A 16,742-nucleotide genomic window follows, 5' to 3' on the forward strand; every position below is an offset into this window, starting at 1 on the left:
GCTTCGCGCATGGACGACCTCTTCGCTTCCCCGCCTCCCCTCGCCACCGACGGCATCCGCGTCGGCATCGGCGGCTGGACGTTCGCGCCCTGGCGCAAGAACTTCTATCCCGAGGGCCTGGTACAACGGCGCGAGCTGGAATACGCCAGCCGCCAGCTGACCGCCATCGAGATCAACGGCACCTACTACAGTGCGCAGAAGCCGGCGACCTACGCCAGCTGGCGCGACCAGACGCCGGACGGCTTCGTGTTCTCGGCCAAGGCGCCCAAGCGGATCATGCAGTCGCGCTCGCTGGCCTCGACGCGGGCGCAGGTGGAGGATTTCGTCGGCGGCATCGCCGAACTGGGCCCGAAGCTGGGGCCGCTGGTCTGGCAGTTCGAAGCGGGACGACGCGTCGATGCGGACGAACTCGATGCCTTCCTGGCGTTGCTACCGCGCGACGTGGACGGCCGCCGGCTGCGGCACGCGCTGGAAGTCCGCGACCCCGCTGCCGTGGACGCGGACTTCATCGAACTTGCGCGCCGCCACCAGGTCGCCACGGTCTTCACCGATTCCACCGAACATCCTTCCTTCGCCGACCTCACCGCGGACTTCGTCTATGCGCGCCTGATGCGCTCGCAGCCGATCGAGACCGGTTACCCGCCGAACGAACTAGCCCAATGGGCCGAGCGCGCACGCGCCTGGTCGCGAGGTGAGGACATCGCCGAACTGCCGCACGTGCGCGAGCCAGCACCGGCGATGCCGCGACGCGATGTATTCGTGTACTTCATCAGCAGCGCGAAGGAGCGTAATCCGGCGGCGGCGATGGAGCTCATACGCCGCCTGTAGGAGCGCCCCATGGGCGCGATGCTTCTGACGGAACAGGCAGCACGGGCAAGAGCATCGCGCCCATGGGGCGCTCCTACAGAGGCGTGTTCAAGGGCCGCCTGAGACACCACAGCGCCACGCCCATACCTACCAGGCAGGTGAAGGCCACATAGTGCGCGGGCGCCAGCGGGCCCCACGCCTCCGCCAGCCAGGCGAGCAGCGGCGGGGTCAGTCCGCCGAACACCGCGTAGGCCACGTTGTAGGAAAACGACAGGCCGGAAAAGCGTAGCTCCGGTGGAAACGCCGCGACCATCAGCGCCGGCGTCACGCCGACCACCCCGCAGCAGAAGCCGGCCAGCGTGTACCACGCCACGAACTGCGATTCGTGCCCCGCCAGCAGCGCGCCGTACAGCGCGTAGGCGGCCACACCCAATCCCAGCGAACCCGACAGCAGCGCGCGCCCCACGCCGATCCTGTCCACCGCCCAGCCGGCCACCAGGCAGCCGAACACCAGCGCCAGCGTCGCCAGGCTGTTGCCACGGAACGCCACGGCCGGCGCGATGCCGAAGCTGGTCTGCACCAGGGTCGGCGTCAGCAGCACGATCACGACGATCGCCGCCGTCAGCTGCCACGAGGCGAGGATCGACAGCACCACGGCCGGTCGATGCGCGGCGAGCACCTGCTTGACCGGCACCTGGCGGGCGAGCTGCCGGCGTTCGCGCATCTCGACGAAGACCGGTGTTTCTTCCAGCCAGCGCCGCAACCCTACCGCGACGAAGCCGAACACCCCGCCGATCAGGAACGGCACGCGCCACACCCACGCCTGTACCTCCGCGGCGCTGTAGCGCGTATTGATCCACGCGGCCAACAGCGAACCGATCAGGATGCCGGCGGTCAGGCCCGCCGTCAGCGTGGCGCAGGCGATGCCCACGCGGCTGCGCGGCACGTGCTCGGCGACGAACACCCAGGCACCCGGCACTTCGCCACCGACCGCGATGCCCTGCACGATCCGCATCGCCAGCAACAGCAACGGCGCCAATGCACCGATCTGCGCATGCGTGGGCAGCAGGCCGATCAGCAGCGTGGGCACCGACATCAGGAAGACGCTGAGCGTGAACATGCGCTTGCGACCCAGGCGGTCGCCGAAATGCGCCATCACGATGCCGCCCAGCGGACGCGCCACGTAGCCGGCCGCGAAGATGCCGTACACCTGCAGCTGCGCCAGCCAGGGCGCCGTGCCGGGCGGGAAGAACAGCGTGCCCAGCGTCTTGGCGAAGAACACGAACACCACGAAGTCGTAGAACTCCAGCGCGCCGCCCAGCGCCGACAGGCCGAGCGTCTTCGCATCGCGGCGGTCAAAGGGCCGCGGGATCGGCTGCGATGCGTCGGCGGCGGTCATGCGGAAGTCCTGAGTGTCGACACGGGCGTGGCGCGCGAACATCGCATGCCGCACGGGACGCGTCCAGCACCCTGGTCTCCTGTAGGAGCGACGTCAGTCGCGACCGTACACCAAGCCTGCCAGGGCAGCTGGCGATCCTAGACGCCGTGAGCGGTGCAGTCTTTCCTGACCGGTAGGTTCGCGGTCGCGACTCACGTCGCTCCTACAGGGGGCTTCTACGCCGACCAAGCACGCGGTCCAGCCCCACGACAACCCACCCCAGCGCGACGAAGACACCCATCACGCCCAGCGCATTGACGCCGACCCGCGCCCAGCCGAGCTGGACCACGTCGATGAACGGATACGGGTATTCGCCCACCCACGCACCACGCAGGAACACCCAGGCGACATAGCCCAGCGGGAACAGCAGCCATCCCGCCACGTCGCGCCAGCGCAACGTGCCGTGCGGCACGCACGCCAGCCACCATGCCCAGTACGCCAATGGCACCGCATAGTGCAGTCCGGTGTCGGCCCACCATTGCGCGCCCTGCGGCTGCCACAGGTGGCGCAGGACAAAGAAATAGATGCTGCCGGTGACACCGATGTAGAGCGCAACCGCACCGCGCACGCGGGCCCGCGCAAGGAAACCGGTCCGCCCGGCAGCGGCGGTGAAGGCGACCAGCGACACGGCGATGTTGCTGAGGATGGTGAAGTAGCTGAAGAACCGCACCGTGCCCAGCACCACGCCGACGTTGTCGCGGGTCAGCTGCAGGATCAGCATGTACTGCAGGACCAGCGCGGCCAGCGACAGCAGGCCCACGAGGGTGGCGCAGACGCGGGATGGGACGGCAAGCGGTGCGGGCGGCATCGGACATCCTCGGTCCACGGTCCTGCCAGCTTGCCACGGCCGGGCGCCGGTCGGGAGTGGTCCGGTCGCCAGCCACGCAGCGCTTCGGCGACAATGCGCGCATGCCGATGACCCCCACCGCGAAGGCCCAGCTGCAGATCCACCTGTGCGTGCTGCTGTGGGGCTTCACCCCCATCCTGGGCAAGCTGATCAGCCTGTCCGCGCTGCCGCTGGTGTGGTGGCGCATGCTGATCGTGGTCGCCGCGCTGGCGCTGGTGCCGCGCGTCTGGCGCGGCCTGCGCGCGATGCCGGTGAAGCTGGTGCTCGCGTACTGCGGCATCGGCCTGATCGTCGCCCTGCACTGGTTGACCTTCTACGGCGCCATCAAGCTGTCCAATGCCTCGGTCGCGGTGACCTGCATCGCCTTGGCGCCGGCCTTCACCTCGGTGATCGAGCCCTGGCTGACGCGCCGTCCATTCTCGTGGCGCGAACTGCTGTTCGGCATCGCCGTGCTGCCGGGCGTGGCGCTGGTGGTGGGCGGCATTCCCGACGGCATGCGCCTGGGCGTGCTGGTCGGCGCGCTGTCGGCGTTGCTGGTGGCGCTGTTCGGCCCGCTCAACAAGCGCCTGATCGACCACGGCGAACCGCTGACCATCACCGGCCTGGAACTGGGCGCCGGCACGCTGCTGCTGACCGCGCTGGCGCCGCTGATGCCGGTGCTGTTCCCGGCCTTCGCCGGCGACCTGTTCGTGCTGCCTGGGCTGAAGGACGGCGTGCTGCTGGTCGTGCTGTCGCTGGCGTGCACGCTGCTGCCGTTCGCCCTGTCGCTGGTCGCGCTGAAACACCTCAGCGCCTACGGCGTGCAGCTGGTCACCAACCTGGAACCGGTCTACGCCATCGTGCTGGCCATCGTGCTGCTGGGCGAGCAGCGGGAGCTGACGCCGCTGTTCTACCTGGGCGTGGGCATCATCCTGGCGGCGGTGTTCCTGCACCCGCTGACGCAACGTCCGAAACGCATCGAGCATCCGGAAGTGCTGGGCACGTCGGAAGCCAAGAACGTCGTCGAATGAAGACCCCGGGTTCCCGCACCCTGCCCTTCGCCGCGGCCCTCGTCGCGCTGACGATGGCCGCCGCGGCGTCGGCGGCCACGCCGGTGTACCGGGAGATCAAGGACTGGGTGGTGGCCTGCGACAACACCGCGCGTTGCGAAGCGATCGGCATGCAGGAGGCGTATCCGCCGCTCATCCTGCGGCTGGCGATCGATGCAGGTCCGGCGGGCGAACCTGAGTTGTCGCTGGAATCGGAGGCTCCCGTGGCCGCACGCGACCTGCGCCTGGACGGCGCCCGGTTCGCCGCTGCATCCCTGCTGCAGCCGGCGACGGGCGACGAAGGCGTGCAGCGCATCGGGCACGACGGCGCGCAGGTGCGTGCCTTCCTCGACGCGGTCCGCAATGGCACCCAGCTGCAGGCTGGCGTCGGCGAGGACGCTCCCTCCGCCTCGCTCGCCGGCTTGTCGGCCGCCCTGCTGCTGATCGACGAAACCCAGCGGCGGCTGGGCACCACGACCGCCCTGCTCAGACGCGGATCGCTGCCGGCCGCCCAGGTGCCGGCGGCGCCTGCTGCGCCGCTGCCGACCCGCGCGGTGGTGGCGCCGCCGCTGGACGACGCCGAGGCGTCCCGCCTGGTGGCGCGGGTGCGCCTGCAGGCGGCGGATGACGTACGGCGCGAGGACTGCTTCGTCGAACCCGACACCGCCTACGATGAAGCGCACGCCCTGGACGACGATGAGGCACTGGTCGCGCTCGAGTGCTGGCGCGGGGCCTACCAGTCGTCCAGCCTGCTGTTCCGCGTGCGCCGCGACGGCGCCGGTGCGCCCCTCCGCCTGCGATTGATGGTACCCGTGCAAGACGAGGGCGCGCCCCGGGTGATCGACGCGTTCACCAGTGTCGGGTTCGGGCAAGGCCAGCTGTCGCACTTCGCCAAGGGGCGCGGCCTGGCCGACTGCGGCGAAAGCGCCACCTGGGTGTTCGACGGCCGCGACTTCCGCCTGCAGCGCTACCACCGCCTGGGGTGGTGCCGCGGCGAGCATCCTGGCGACTGGCCCACCCTGTGGCGTACCCGCGGCGATTGAGCCGCGCGATCAGCGCGCGACCACCACCGGCACCGGACTGGTCGCAATGACCTTCAGCGCCACCGAGCCGACCAGCAGCTGCTTCAGCGCACCCCGGCCGTGCGTACCCATCACGATCAGGTCCGCCTTGCCCGACTTGGCCTGCTTGACGATGCTCTCGGCCGGCTCGCCCACCACGACCTTCTCGGCGAACGGGATCTGCGCGCGCTTCAGCGCCGTGCGTGCCTTCTTCATGGCATAGGCGCCGTTCTCGGCGTGGTAGCGCTCCACGCCGTCGCTGCCCAGTTCCAGCGCCACCGAGCGCAGCAGCGGCGGGTCGACGTAGAGCAGGGTCACCGCAGGCGTTTCCGCCAGCGACTTGCTGAGCTCCACCAGATGGCGAACCGCGGCCAGGCCGATCGCGCTTCCATCCACTGCCAACAGGATCTTCATCGTTGTGCTTCCCGTGCATGGCGATCGCCCGATGCGCCGCCCATGTGAACAGCATGCGTCAACGCGTCGCAGCGCGCATTGATCGCGATCAACTCAGTCCGCGGCGATCACGCGGTCGCGTCCGCCGCGCTTGGCTTCGTACAAGGCCTGGTCGGCGCGGCGGAACAAGTCCTCGGCCGCATCTCCGCGCCGGTGCGTCGCCACGCCGATGCTGACCGAGACCGGCAGGCCGATCGGCAGCAGGCCCACGCTCTGGCGCATGAACTCGCACTGCAGGCGCGCTTCCTCCAGCGTGGCCCCAGGCAGCAGGACGACGAACTCCTCGCCGCCGTGGCGTGCCGCCATGCCGCGCCCGGCCGCCTGCGCCTTCAGCATGTCGGCCAGCGCGACCAGTACGCGGTCGCCCTCGTCGTGCCCGTGGAGGTCGTTGATCGTCTTGAAGTGGTCCACATCCACCACCGCGACCGCCAGCGGGTCCCCGGTCCCCGAGACTCTCGTGATCGCTCCCGCCAGCGCGGCGGCGAACGCGCGGCGGTTGGGCAGGCCGGTCAGCGGATCGGTGCGGGTCTGCTCGGACAGCTCGGCGTTCTGCTGCTCCAGCTGTGCCTGGTAGAGCCGCATCTGCTGCTCGTACCAGGCGCGCTCGCGCAGTTGGTGACTCAGGTCGCGGCTGACGCGGCGCAGCTCCAGCAGGTGCGTGACCTGGCGCGACAGGGCCTCCAGCGCCTCGCACTGGAACGGCGCCAGGTCGCGCGGCTGGTCGTCCACCACGCACAGGGCACCCAGCGCGAAACCCTCGCGGGTCAGCAGCGGCGCCCCGGCGTAGAAGCGGATGCCGTTCTCCGCAGTGACCAGCGGGTTGTCGGCGAAACGCGTGTCGCGGGTGGCATCCGGCACCACCATCGTACGCTCCGGCGCGAGGATGGCATGGGCGCAGAACGACGATTCACGCGAGGGATCCGGATGCTCGATCCCCACCTGCGCCTTGAACCACTGGCGGTCGCGGTCGATCAGGGTGACCGCCGCCATTGGAACGCCGCAGATGCCGGCCGCGATGCGGACCAGATCGTCGAAGCCCTGCTCCGGCGCGCTGTCCAGGATGTCGAAGCTGTACAGCGCGTCCAGGCGGGCTTCCTCGTTGTCGGGCTTCGGCGGAGGGCTCATGCCGTCACGGGATCGGGAAGACAGGCGCAGTATGCCGCGATGCCGCCCCGCCGACGCGGGCCGTGCCGCGACCGCGGTCACGCTATCGCGTCACCAGCTTTCCTGCTGCGGCAGCAGGCCGCGCAGTTCCTGGTCGGTGAGGTTGCGCCAGCGGCCCACCTTCAGGTCGCCCAGCTTCACGTTGTCGATGCGCACGCGCCGCAACTGGGTGACGCGGTAGTCGAACGCCGCGGCCATCAAGCGGATCTGCCGGTTCAGGCCCTGGGTCAGGGTGATGCGGAAGCCGAACTTGGCGATGCGGCTGGTCCGGCACGGCAGCGTCATCTGCCCGTGCACGCGCACGCCGCGCGCCATGCCACGCAGGAACTCGTCGGTGACCGGCTTGTTCACCGCCACCAGGTACTCCTTCTCGTGGCGGTTCTCGGCGCGCAGGATCTGGTTGACGATGTCGCCATTGCTGGTCAGCAGGATCAGGCCTTCCGAATCCTTGTCCAGCCGCCCGATCGGGAAGATGCGCTGCTCGTGGCCGATGAAGTCCACGATGTTGTCCTTCACCGACGACTCGGTGGTGCAGGTGATGCCGACGGGCTTGTTCAGGGCGATGTAGACATGCCGGCGCTTGCCCGCCTTCGCCGTGCGCACCTTCAGCGGTTGGCCATCGACCAGGACCTCGTCGCCCTCGCCCACCACCGCGCCGGTGCCGGCGGTCGTGCCGTTGACGGTGACGCGCCGCTCGGCCAGCAGGCGGTCGGCCTCGCGGCGGGAGCAGAAGCCGGTTTCGGCGATGAACTTGTTCAGGCGGGTGGTCATGCCGCCATTATCGGGCATCGGCGCGGCGCCGTGGCCGGCATCAGGCCGGTTCGGCGCAGGCGGCTTCCCAGGCGTCGACAAGTTCGTCCAGTGGGCATGGCACGTGCACCGCATAGCCCTGCACGCAGCCGATACCCACTTCGCGCAACTGGGCCATCACCGCCTCGCTCTCCACCCACTCGGCGATGGTGACCTTGCCCAGCGCCTGCCCCATCTGGCTCATCGAACGCACCAGCGCCAGGTCCGACCCACCGTGCGCCAGGTCGCGCACGAACGCACCGTCGATCTTGAGGATGTCCACCGGCAGCCGCTTCAGATAGGCGAACGAGGACAGGCCGCTGCCGAAATCGTCCAGCGCGATCCGGCACCCGCGGGCACGCATGGCTTCGATGAAGCGGCAGGCGTCGTCGAGGTTGGCGATCACCGCGGTTTCGGTGATCTCGAAGCACAGCCGCGCCGCCACACCCGGATGGCGGTCCAGCAGCGCGCCGGCATGCTCGAGGAAGGCCGGATCCGCGACGGACTGGGCGGAGACATTGATGTGGCAGAGTTCCACGCTGGCCAGACGGCCCGGATTGCGCGCGAAATGCCGGCACACGGCCATCAGGACGAACCGGTCGACCGCCATGCCCTGGCCGTAACGCTCCATGGCCGGCAGGAACACGCCCGGCGCATGCAGCCCCCCCTCGCGGTCGCGCAGGCGGACCAGCACCTCGTACTGCAGGCGCGGCGGACCGGCGAGCGGCACGATGCGCTGCGCGTACAGCACCAGCCGGTCTTCGGCGATCGCCAGCTGCGTGTGCGCCACCCATTCAAGGTCGTGGCGACGACGCGACAGGCGGGGGTCCGCGTCGCGGTAGCAGCGGATGCGGTTGCGCCCCTCTTCCTTGGCCACGTAACACGCCGCATCGGCCGCCCTCAGCAACCAGTCGGCATCGATCGCCCCGTCGTTGATCTCCACGACGCCGATGCAGCAGTTCAGGCCGAACGCGCGTCCGTTCCATCGGAAGGCCTGCTCGGCCAATGCCGCGTGCACGCGCGCCATCGCCGCTTCCGCTTCGTCCAGCGTGGTGTCGTGCAGCAGCACGGCGAACTCGTCGCCCCCCAACCGTCCCAGCCAGTCCCCGCGGCGCAGCTGCGACGCCAGGCGGGTGGCGAAATGGCACAGGTAACGGTCGCCGGCCTCGTGACCGCAGGTGTCGTTGACCAGCTTGAACTGGTCCAGGTCGATGAAGCACAGCGCATGCCGCTGCCCGCCGCCCTGTGCGGTTTCCAGGGCGCCATCCAGCCTGCGCGATATCTCGCGTCGGTTGATCAAGCCGGTCAGTTCGTCATGGCTGGCCTGGTGGGCGATCTCGCAGGCCAGTTCGTGCGCTTCGGACACGTCCTCGGCCAGCGCGAACAGCTGCTCGCCACGCCCACCACGCACGCCGACCCACGAAGCACTCCAGCGCACCCAGCGCACCGTGCCATCGCGGCGCAGCAGGCGGCGCTCGCCCGGCTCCTGCAACCGCGCCCAGTCGATGGCACCGCGCTCGTCCACGGGCAGGTCATCGGCGTGGAGCACATCGGCCAGACGCTGCATCCGCAGCTCCGTGAGCGACATGCCCAGGATCCGGCCCAGCGCCTCGTTGGCCTGGGTGAAACGTCCCTGGCGATCCAGCTTGAGCATGCCGACCATCGACCGGTGGAAGGCCAGGCGGAACTCGCTTTCCGTGTCGCGCACGCGACGCAGGGTGCTGCGCATCACGTGCAGGGCGTATGCACACAGCAGGACGAAGGCGGCCGCACTGAGCGCCAGCAGCATGCGTCGAAGGAAGTGCGCGCCCTCGGCCAGCGAGCGCGAGAAGGCCAGTTCCTTCGGTCGCAGACGCGCATCGAGGGCGGTCAGCTGCCGCTTGTAGGCGAGCACGCTGGCCTCATCGGGCACGCGCCGCGCCCGATGGGCTTCCAGCGTATCGGCCAGCACGACCAGCTGGTCGATTTCGGCCTCCGCCTCCCGCCACAGGCGCACCGAGTCGCGGAAGTACGGCGCATCGTGCAGCAGGCGGTACATCCAGATCAGCCGTTCGATGTCCTGCGGCGCATTGCCGCCCTGCAGGAATCCCGCGCGCGCCGCCGCGAGATCGACCGGGTCGCGCTCCAGGGCCTGGCGGCCGGCGCGATCGCCCAGCGGAACACGCAGCGCTTCCCGCGCGTCGGCCAGGTCCGCCGGGTCGCCATGGCCGGCATAGCGGTAGAGGCTGTGCACGGCGCGCTGTTGTGCCTTGGACCAGTGGCCCTCGCCCACGATGTACGCCGTCGCGCCCGCCTGCGTCTCCAGGATCGCGGCGATCAGCAGCGCGCCCAGCGCCGACAGGGCGATGAGCACGGCCACGCGGGCCGGCAGCCGCCGCAGGTTGCGGTCGGCCGGTGACGGGGCGGCTTCGGTCGTGGGGACGTCCGTATGGGTCACACCTGGCTCCTTTCGGTCCCGGCGCAGAAAAGACCTCTGCGCTGGGTTCCACTCCGCTTGATCGGCCTGCCTTTGACGCACTTGAGGCCCCGGCCGACGTTGCGCGAGGAGGACCGGACCCTCAGCCTTCGCCGTCGGGCGTGGACCCAGCTTCCACCACCCGGTCGCGACCGGCGCGCTTGGCCCGGTACATCGCTTCGTCGGCACGCCGCAGCAGGGACGCCGCGTCGGCGTCGTCGGGCGTCAGGCTGGCCAGGCCGATGCTGGCGGTGACCGCCAGCCCTTCGATGCCGAGGGCGGCCCCCGCGGCCCCCACCCCGGTCCGCATCGCGTCAAGGCGCGCCCGCGCGGTCGCACCGCCGATCCCGGGCAACAGCACCAGAAACTCCTCGCCGCCCATGCGGATGACGTCGGCGGGATCGCGCACCGCCGAGGTCAGCGTGGCCGCCACGGCCACCAGCACGCGGTCGCCGACGGCATGGCCATGGACATCGTTGATGCGCTTGAACAGGTCGATGTCGAGGAAGCCGACCGCCAGCAGCCCGCCGTCGGCGCGGGCCGCGTCCATGTGCTGTTCCAGCCGCTTCAGGCCGGCGCGACGGTTAGGCAGGCCGGTCAGTCCATCCGTATCGGCCAGCGCGCGCATCTCGTCGCGCTGGCGCCGCAGCTGGCCCAGGCGCAGGTTCAGCACGTAGGCGCTGACGGTCAGGAACCAGGTGATCGAAAGCTGGATCGCTTCCACCCGGTATTCGATCAGGATCCGGTTGTCGGCCATGTCCATGAGCGTCATCGCCAGGAACGGCAGCACGGCGGCGATCGCGGCCAGCGCGTCCCCCCGGCGACGGCGCAGTCCCACCAGGCTCAGGACCAGGATCGCCACGCAGCCCACCGCGAACCCTGCATCCATGCCCGTGGCCAGCCGCGACAGCGCGCCCTGCGGCAACCACACCGCCAGCAGTGCCGTCGCGCAGAACGCCACCGTCGCGCGGGCCAGCCAGCGGCCCGCTGCCCGCCATGCACGTGCGGCACCGGTCAGCAGCCACATCACGTACAGCAGCACGGGCAGGCCCAGGCACGAGAGCACCACCAGCCAGCGCGATTCCTGGTCGCCGATCGGCAGCCAGGGTTCCGGATAACCGCTCAGGCCGCTGAGCACGGCCTGGCCCAGCACCGTGAGCGTGCACAGCAGCGTGTAGCCCAGGAAAACGCGGTCGCGCGTGCTCAAAAAACCCATCAGCGCCATGAAGGCCAGCGCGATGGCGATGGCCACGCAGGCCGTGCGTACCAGCAGCCGCGCGGTATCGAACTGCTGGATCGGGCTGGGCGCGCCGATGCGAACGGTCGGGATCCAGCCGGCTTTCAGCGGCGTGGCCCAGGCGACCTGGATCGGCTCACGGCTGCCCGCTGGAGGTACGGCCACCATGCCGACGCCGGCGCGGAAGCGGGAATCGCGCGTGCGGGCATCATGCATGCGTCCGCAGACCTCACGATCGCCATGATGCACCCGGACTTCGCCGGCGAAGATGTTGAAGACATTGACCGCCTGCGGCGCGCCCGACCAGCCTTCCGGTGGCGCGGGAATCTCGACCCGCTCGGTCAGTTCGGCCTGCATGGCGGGCGTACAGTGACGCTGCGGGGCCTGTTCGGACGTAGGGGCGCCGGTGACCAGGTAGTCGCGGCCGACCTGGGGGGTGGCCGGGGCCACGCACGGCCAAGCACAAAGCAGCATCAGCCACCCTGCGATCGCGCCCCGTTGCCTGCCCCATCCCCTCACAAACACTCCGGTACGTCGCCGCTTCCCGACATCCGGTGCGCTGGCCCGCCTCTACGAAATGCAAACTCCGTGCCACCTGCCGGCGTCCCCGCGCCGGCCGGCCGTCATCCCTCGCGGGGAGGGCCCTTGCGGTGCGGCCTGGGACCGGGCTTGCCGGCGCCGAACGGCTTGTCGCCCCGCGGCTTGCCCTTGCCGGCACCCGGCCCGCCGAAGCGGCGAGGCGGCGCATCACCGCCGCTCTCGCCCGGCTTGTGGATGCGGAGCTGCTGGCCGGACACCCAGACCTTCTTCAGATGCATCAGCACCTCGCGCGGCATGCCCTCGGGCAGGTCCAGCGTGGTGTGGTCGTGCTGGATGTCGATGCGGCCGATGTAGCGGCTTTCCAGTCCTGCCTCGTTGGCGATGGCGCCGACGATGTTGGCCGGCTTCACCCCGTGCATGTGGCCCACCTCGATGCGGTAGGTCTCCATGCCCACCTCGGGCTTGTCGCTGCGCGGCGGCTTGTCGGCGCGCGGACGGTCGGTGTCGGGGCGTTCGATCCTCGAACGCTCGGGCTTGTCGACACTGCGTGCCGGACGCTCGCCATGGCTGTCGTCACGGCGTGGACGCTCCTCGCGCTCACGACGGGGCGCGTTGCCGTAGGTCTCGCTGCGCGCCGGGCGCGCCTCGCGCGGCGTGCGCTCCTGCGAGAGAAGCAGCGGCGTATCGCCCTGCACCAGCTGTGCCAGCGCGGCGGCGATGTCCACCGCCGGCACGTTCTGCTCGCGCTCGTAGCGCTCGATCAGCGCGCGGAACTCGCCCGCCCTGCCGGAGGCCAGCGTGTCGGTGATGCGGGCCAGGAACTTCTCCACGCGGCGGTCGTTCACCGCTTCCACGCTGGGCAGCTGCATCTCTTCGATCGGCTGGCGCGTGGCGCGCTCGATCGCGCGCAGCATGCCCTTCTCGCGCGGCGTGACGAACAGGATGGCGTCGCCCGTGCGGCCGGCGCGGCCGGTGCGGCCGATGCGGTGGACGTAGCTCTCGGTGTCGTACGGGATGTCGTAGTTCAGCACGTGGCTGATCCGCTCTACGTCCAGGCCGCGCGCGGCCACGTCGGTGGCCACCAGGATGTCCAGCTTGCCGTCCTTGAGTTGCTGGATGGTCTTCTCGCGCGCCGCCTGCTGCATGTCGCCGTTGATCGCGGCGGCCGCCAGTCCTCGCGCCTGCAGCTTGTCGGCCAGCTCCTCGGTCGCCGCCTTGGTGCGGGCGAAGACGATCATCCCGTCGAACGGTTCCACTTCCAGGATGCGGGTCAGCGCATCCAGCTTATGCATGCCGCTGACCCACCAGTAGCGCTGGCGGATGTTGGCCGAGGTGGTGGTCTTGGCCGCGATGGTGACTTCCACCGGCTGCTTCAGGTAGGTCTGCGCGATGCGCCGGATCGCCGGCGGCATGGTCGCCGAGAACAGCGCCACCTGGCGCGTTTCCGGGGTCTTCTTCAGCACGGTCTCGACATCGTCGATGAAGCCCATGCGCAGCATCTCGTCGGCTTCGTCCAGCACCAGCGTGGTCAGGCCGGACAGATCCAGCGAACCGCGCTCCAGGTGATCGATCACGCGGCCGGGCGTGCCGACGACGACGTGCACGCCGCGCTTCAGCGCCTGCAGCTGCGGGTAGTAGCTCTGGCCGCCGTAGATCGGCAACACGTGAAAGCCCGGGATCTTGGCCGCGTACTTCTGGAACGCCTCGGCCACCTGGATGGCCAGCTCGCGCGTGGGCGCCAGCACCAGCGCCTGCGGGCGCTCGGCATTCAGATCGATGTTCGACAGCACCGGCAGCGCGAACGCTGCGGTCTTGCCGGTACCGGTCTGCGCCGTGCCCAGCACGTCGCGGCCGGCCAGCATGGCGGGAATGGTGGCCGCCTGGATCGGCGACGGGCTTTCATAGCCCACCGCGGTGACGGCGGCCATGACCGACGCGGACAGGCCGAGATCGGCGAACAGCAGGGGGGCGGACGAAGGGGATTCGGTGGACATGCGAGAGACTCCGGGGCGTCGCGGAGCCGCACGCCGAGCCGCGTATTGTGCGCCTTCGGGGGGCTCCTGTCGCGCTGCAGCAGACCAGGGCCGGAATTCTGCCGGGAGCGGCGTGATTTTCCCGCCACGGCGGCGAATCACCTTCTGACCGCACAATCGACCCGGTGCCGGAATGGAAACGACGCTCGCCATGACTACTCCCACGGACACGGACGCCCGCGCGGGCTTCCAGGCCCTGCTGCAGGCCCATCGCGGCATCGTCGCCAAAGTGGCCGGCACCTACGCCTGGCACCCGGACGATCGCGACGACCTGATGCAGGAGATCGCCACCCAGCTGTGGCGTGCCTGGCCCGGCTACGACCCGCAGCGTCCTGCCGCCACGTGGATGTACCGGATCGCGCTGAACGTGGCGATTTCCTATGTGCGCGGCCGGACCCGGGGCGTGCAGCCGGAGCCCTTCGGCGACCACCACGGCGAGGTGGCCGATCCGCACGCCCACGACCACGAAGCGGTGCAGCAGGTGGACCAGCTGCACCGCTTCATCCACGCACAACCCCCGCTCGACCGCGCGCTGCTGCTGCTCTATCTGGAAGACCGCAGTTACCGCGAGATGGCCGACGTGCTCGGCCTCAGCGAGACCAACGTCGCCACCAAGATCAGCCGGCTGAAGCAGCGCGTCCGCAACGAACTCTGACCGCACCCGTTACAGGAACCTCCTCATGGAACTCGACGAACTCAAAGCCGCCTGGCAGGTGCTGGGCGATCGCCTGGAGCGGCAGGAAGCCATCCAGTGGCAGCTGCTGCGCGACCGCAAGCTGGACCGGGTGCGCGCGAGCGTGCGCCCGCTGTTCTGGGGCCAGGCGCTGCAGGCGATGCTGGGCATCGGCCTGCTGGTGTTGGGCGTGGCCTGCTGGGGACGCAATACGGATGTGCCGGGCCTGTTCGCCACGGGCATCGTGCTGCATGCATTCGGCGTGGTCACGATGGTGATGGCGTTCATCACCATGGGGCTGATCGGCACCATGGACTACACCGCGCCGGTGCTGAAGATCCAGAAACGGTTCGCCTTGCTGCGGCGCTTCCATGCGATCAATGCGACCGTCTGCGGCGCGCCCTGGTGGGTCATGTGGGTGCTGGTGGTGGTGGGTTTCGCGGGCTTGAGCAAGGTCGACCCGGCGGCTGGCACGCCGGCATGGATCACCTGGAGCCTGGTGCTGGGCATCGTCGGCTTCCTGGGGACGGTGGGCGTGCTCCACTGGCGGCGCGCCCGCCGGCCGCCGACGGCCACCGGCTGGGAGGAAAGCGGGGGTATCCGCCGTGCGCGCACACAGTTGGAGGAGATCGCACGCTTCGAGCACGAGTGAGCGTGGCCTGTCTTACACTGCCCGCATGCACACCATCGACTTCGACCTGGACCGCGAGCACGTGGAACTCAACCAGCTGCTGAAACTGGTCGGCCTTGCCGACAGCGGCGGTCAGGGCAAGGCCATCGTCGCCAGCGGTGAGGTGACGGTGGACGGCGCGGTGGAACTGCGCAAGACGGCAAAGATCCGTGCGGGCCAGATCGTCCGCGTCGGCGATGCCGAGATCCGGGTGCTGGCCGCCCACGGCTGAGCCGGCCGCAGCCTTCCGCACAGCGCAGCCCCTCGGGCGATGCGCGCGAAGCCGGTACTACTCACACAAAGACCTGGCATTGAGGTTTTTCCCGACGCTTGAGCAGAAAAACTTCGCCGGCGCCATGCGTCCGAACAGATTGCGCCGGCTCAGGGTGCGGTGCCCGCCTCTGACCCGGGGGCGCCGGCGGCGTCCTCCGGTGTGGCTTCCACATCGGCCATGCGGTCGAACTCCGACAGCGGGCTGTCGGCCGGGCAATTCGCGTCGGGGAAGCGGAACTGCTCACGCAATGCCAGGCCGCAGGCCTGCATCTCGTCCAGCCCGGCGCCGGCGGTCTTGCACTGGCTGTCGAAACTGCGCATGAAGGCGTCGCGGCGCAGCACGAAATCCTCGCCGCATCGGCGCATCAACTGCAGGCGGTCCAGATCGTCCTGCGCCGCGTTGGTGCCGTCCAGGCCGTACTCCTGCAGTTCGTCCTTGTCGAGCAGGCGCAGCCGGCGATTGGGCACGGTCATCATCAGATCGGCCACCGCCACCGCCACGCCGTTGCGCGACAGGTAGTCCTTCACCCGGTCGTAGACGCCACGCAGTTCCTCATTCAGCTCGCTGCGCGTGGTGGCGGTGGAACTCATCCGGATGATGCGGTGCACGCCGACCTTGCCGGAGATCATCCGGTTGTCGCCGGCCCCCAGCACGAACACGCACGCACTGTGGCAGATCGAACCTTCGCGCACCCAGATGGTCCAGCCGCTGGCACCGATGGCGTCGCCGGCACGGATGGCGTCCTCGACCTGGCCGCCGGCCGAATCCAGGTCCAGGATGCGCTTGTGGATGCCCATGCGGTCGGCAATGTCGGCCACCCGCGTGACCAGGTCGGTGAAATCGGCGGCGATCTTGCCCTGGTAGCGCAGGCGCAGCACGCCGCCCTTCTGGCACGGCGACAGCGCGTCCACCACGCTGAAGAAGGCCAGCGACTCCAGCGGTACGCCGTCGCCCTCCTCGGTGGTGTAGTCGGCCTGGCAACTGACCTGTGCGGTGCCGGAGGTGACCCGTGCGGTGGGCCAATCGGTCGGCAGTGCCCTGTCCTCCCCACGGGTACCGGTGGGAACGGGTCCGCTGGAGACCGCGCCATCCCCACGCTCGGCCTGCTGCGCGGGCGTGTCCTTCGGCGGCTCCACCGGTGCCTGCGCCAGCGCATCGGGCGCCATGCCGGGTGAGTCCATGCGGCAGCCGGCCAAGGCCAGGACGGCCAGCAGCACCAGGGAGATCAGGGATGAAGGGCGGGACAGCATCGTTCGGTCGCACAACGCCCGCG

General features: G+C 69.8%; 15 protein-coding genes. 6 read left to right on the forward strand and 9 right to left on the reverse strand.

Annotated elements, in window-relative coordinates; translation table 11 throughout:
- Positions 1–9 precede the first annotated feature (9 nt).
- On the forward strand, positions 10–828 hold the full coding sequence (locus tag V8246_RS02250; protein ID WP_336187736.1) for a DUF72 domain-containing protein: 819 nt from the start codon (positions 10–12) through the stop codon (positions 826–828).
- A gap of 73 nt (positions 829–901) precedes the next feature.
- Here V8246_RS02250 and V8246_RS02255 read toward each other — a convergent pair whose 3' ends face one another.
- A complete protein-coding gene (locus V8246_RS02255) occupies positions 902–2,206 on the reverse strand; it encodes an MFS transporter (RefSeq protein WP_336187737.1) in 1,305 nt (434 codons plus the stop codon).
- 202 nt (positions 2,207–2,408) lie between these two features.
- Positions 2,409–3,053: a Pr6Pr family membrane protein gene (locus tag V8246_RS02260; protein ID WP_336187738.1), complete on the reverse strand. Its 645-nt coding sequence runs from the start codon at positions 3,051–3,053 to the stop codon at positions 2,409–2,411.
- A 101-nt stretch (positions 3,054–3,154) separates the two neighbouring features.
- Between V8246_RS02260 and V8246_RS02265 the strand changes: the two genes are divergently transcribed.
- Both V8246_RS02265 and V8246_RS02270 read left to right on the forward strand, forming a co-directional pair.
- On the forward strand, positions 3,155–4,102 hold the full coding sequence (locus V8246_RS02265) for a DMT family transporter (RefSeq protein ID WP_336187739.1): 948 nt from the start codon (positions 3,155–3,157) through the stop codon (positions 4,100–4,102).
- Entirely contained in the window at positions 4,099–5,163 is a 1,065-nt protein-coding gene (locus V8246_RS02270) for a DUF1176 domain-containing protein (RefSeq protein ID WP_336187740.1), read from the forward strand. The genes V8246_RS02265 and V8246_RS02270 overlap by 4 nt, the downstream gene beginning before the upstream one ends.
- 9 nt (positions 5,164–5,172) lie before the next feature.
- Here the strand turns inward: V8246_RS02270 and V8246_RS02275 are convergent, their stop codons facing one another.
- The 6 genes from V8246_RS02275 to V8246_RS02300 all read right to left on the reverse strand — a co-directional run bounded on the left by V8246_RS02275 (position 5,173) and on the right by V8246_RS02300 (position 13,813).
- Positions 5,173–5,595 carry a universal stress protein gene (locus V8246_RS02275; RefSeq protein ID WP_187572025.1) on the reverse strand — a complete coding sequence of 141 codons (423 nt, stop codon included), beginning with the start codon at positions 5,593–5,595 and terminating at the stop codon, positions 5,173–5,175.
- A gap of 93 nt (positions 5,596–5,688) precedes the next feature.
- Positions 5,689–6,759, reverse strand: a complete 1,071-nt coding sequence (locus tag V8246_RS02280; protein ID WP_336187741.1) for a sensor domain-containing diguanylate cyclase — start codon at positions 6,757–6,759, stop codon at positions 5,689–5,691.
- 90 nt (positions 6,760–6,849) lie between these two features.
- Positions 6,850–7,569 carry a pseudouridine synthase gene (locus tag V8246_RS02285; RefSeq protein WP_336187742.1) on the reverse strand — a complete coding sequence of 240 codons (720 nt, stop codon included), beginning with the start codon at positions 7,567–7,569 and terminating at the stop codon, positions 6,850–6,852.
- A 40-nt stretch (positions 7,570–7,609) separates the two neighbouring features.
- Positions 7,610–10,024 carry an EAL domain-containing protein gene (locus tag V8246_RS02290; protein WP_336187743.1) on the reverse strand — a complete coding sequence of 805 codons (2,415 nt, stop codon included), beginning with the start codon at positions 10,022–10,024 and terminating at the stop codon, positions 7,610–7,612.
- Between the two features lie 121 nt (positions 10,025–10,145).
- Positions 10,146–11,753 (reverse strand): diguanylate cyclase, encoded by a 1,608-nt coding sequence (locus V8246_RS02295; RefSeq protein ID WP_336187744.1) that lies wholly within the window; start codon positions 11,751–11,753, stop codon positions 10,146–10,148.
- 149 nt (positions 11,754–11,902) lie between these two features.
- On the reverse strand, positions 11,903–13,813 hold the full coding sequence (locus V8246_RS02300; protein WP_336187745.1) for a DEAD/DEAH box helicase: 1,911 nt from the start codon (positions 13,811–13,813) through the stop codon (positions 11,903–11,905).
- Between the two features lie 190 nt (positions 13,814–14,003).
- Between V8246_RS02300 and V8246_RS02305 the strand changes: the two genes are divergently transcribed.
- From V8246_RS02305 to V8246_RS02315, 3 genes are read left to right on the forward strand one after another with little or no spacing between them, the layout of a single operon-like run.
- Positions 14,004–14,507 carry a sigma-70 family RNA polymerase sigma factor gene (locus tag V8246_RS02305; RefSeq protein ID WP_336187746.1) on the forward strand — a complete coding sequence of 168 codons (504 nt, stop codon included), beginning with the start codon at positions 14,004–14,006 and terminating at the stop codon, positions 14,505–14,507.
- Between the two features lie 25 nt (positions 14,508–14,532).
- Complete coding sequence (locus V8246_RS02310) at positions 14,533–15,177, forward strand: hypothetical protein (protein ID WP_336187747.1); 645 nt, start codon at positions 14,533–14,535, stop codon at positions 15,175–15,177.
- A 25-nt stretch (positions 15,178–15,202) separates the two neighbouring features.
- Positions 15,203–15,427, forward strand: coding sequence for an RNA-binding S4 domain-containing protein (locus tag V8246_RS02315; protein WP_336187748.1), 225 nt, complete (start codon positions 15,203–15,205; stop codon positions 15,425–15,427).
- A gap of 149 nt (positions 15,428–15,576) precedes the next feature.
- Here V8246_RS02315 and V8246_RS02320 read toward each other — a convergent pair whose 3' ends face one another.
- On the reverse strand, positions 15,577–16,719 hold the full coding sequence (locus V8246_RS02320; RefSeq protein WP_336187749.1) for a hypothetical protein: 1,143 nt from the start codon (positions 16,717–16,719) through the stop codon (positions 15,577–15,579).
- Positions 16,720–16,742 lie beyond the last annotated feature (23 nt).

Origin of the sequence: Pseudoxanthomonas sp. F11 (assembly GCF_037046485.1) — a bacterium.
Classification (GTDB): Bacteria; Pseudomonadota; Gammaproteobacteria; order Xanthomonadales; family Xanthomonadaceae; genus Pseudoxanthomonas_A.

Bases quoted from the DNA above. Each gene is read 5' to 3' on its own strand.
- V8246_RS02300 (WP_336187745.1), bottom strand. From the start codon at position 13,813: ATGTCCACCGAATCCCCTTCGTCCGCCCCCCTGCTGTTCGCCGATCTC.
- V8246_RS02280 (WP_336187741.1), bottom strand. From the start codon at position 6,759: ATGAGCCCTCCGCCGAAGCCCGACAACGAGGAAGCCCGCCTGGACGCG.
- V8246_RS02310 (WP_336187747.1), top strand. From the start codon at position 14,533: ATGGAACTCGACGAACTCAAAGCCGCCTGGCAGGTGCTGGGCGATCGC.
- V8246_RS02250 (WP_336187736.1), top strand. From the start codon at position 10: ATGGACGACCTCTTCGCTTCCCCGCCTCCCCTCGCCACCGACGGCATC.
- V8246_RS02305 (WP_336187746.1), top strand. From the start codon at position 14,004: ATGACTACTCCCACGGACACGGACGCCCGCGCGGGCTTCCAGGCCCTG.
- V8246_RS02265 (WP_336187739.1), top strand. From the start codon at position 3,155: ATGCCGATGACCCCCACCGCGAAGGCCCAGCTGCAGATCCACCTGTGC.
- V8246_RS02315 (WP_336187748.1), top strand. From the start codon at position 15,203: ATGCACACCATCGACTTCGACCTGGACCGCGAGCACGTGGAACTCAAC.
- V8246_RS02320 (WP_336187749.1), bottom strand. From the start codon at position 16,719: ATGCTGTCCCGCCCTTCATCCCTGATCTCCCTGGTGCTGCTGGCCGTC.
- V8246_RS02270 (WP_336187740.1), top strand. From the start codon at position 4,099: ATGAAGACCCCGGGTTCCCGCACCCTGCCCTTCGCCGCGGCCCTCGTC.
- V8246_RS02285 (WP_336187742.1), bottom strand. From the start codon at position 7,569: ATGACCACCCGCCTGAACAAGTTCATCGCCGAAACCGGCTTCTGCTCC.
- V8246_RS02295 (WP_336187744.1), bottom strand. From the start codon at position 11,753: ATGCTGCTTTGTGCTTGGCCGTGCGTGGCCCCGGCCACCCCCCAGGTC.
- V8246_RS02260 (WP_336187738.1), bottom strand. From the start codon at position 3,053: ATGCCGCCCGCACCGCTTGCCGTCCCATCCCGCGTCTGCGCCACCCTC.
- V8246_RS02275 (WP_187572025.1), bottom strand. From the start codon at position 5,595: ATGAAGATCCTGTTGGCAGTGGATGGAAGCGCGATCGGCCTGGCCGCG.
- V8246_RS02255 (WP_336187737.1), bottom strand. From the start codon at position 2,206: ATGACCGCCGCCGACGCATCGCAGCCGATCCCGCGGCCCTTTGACCGC.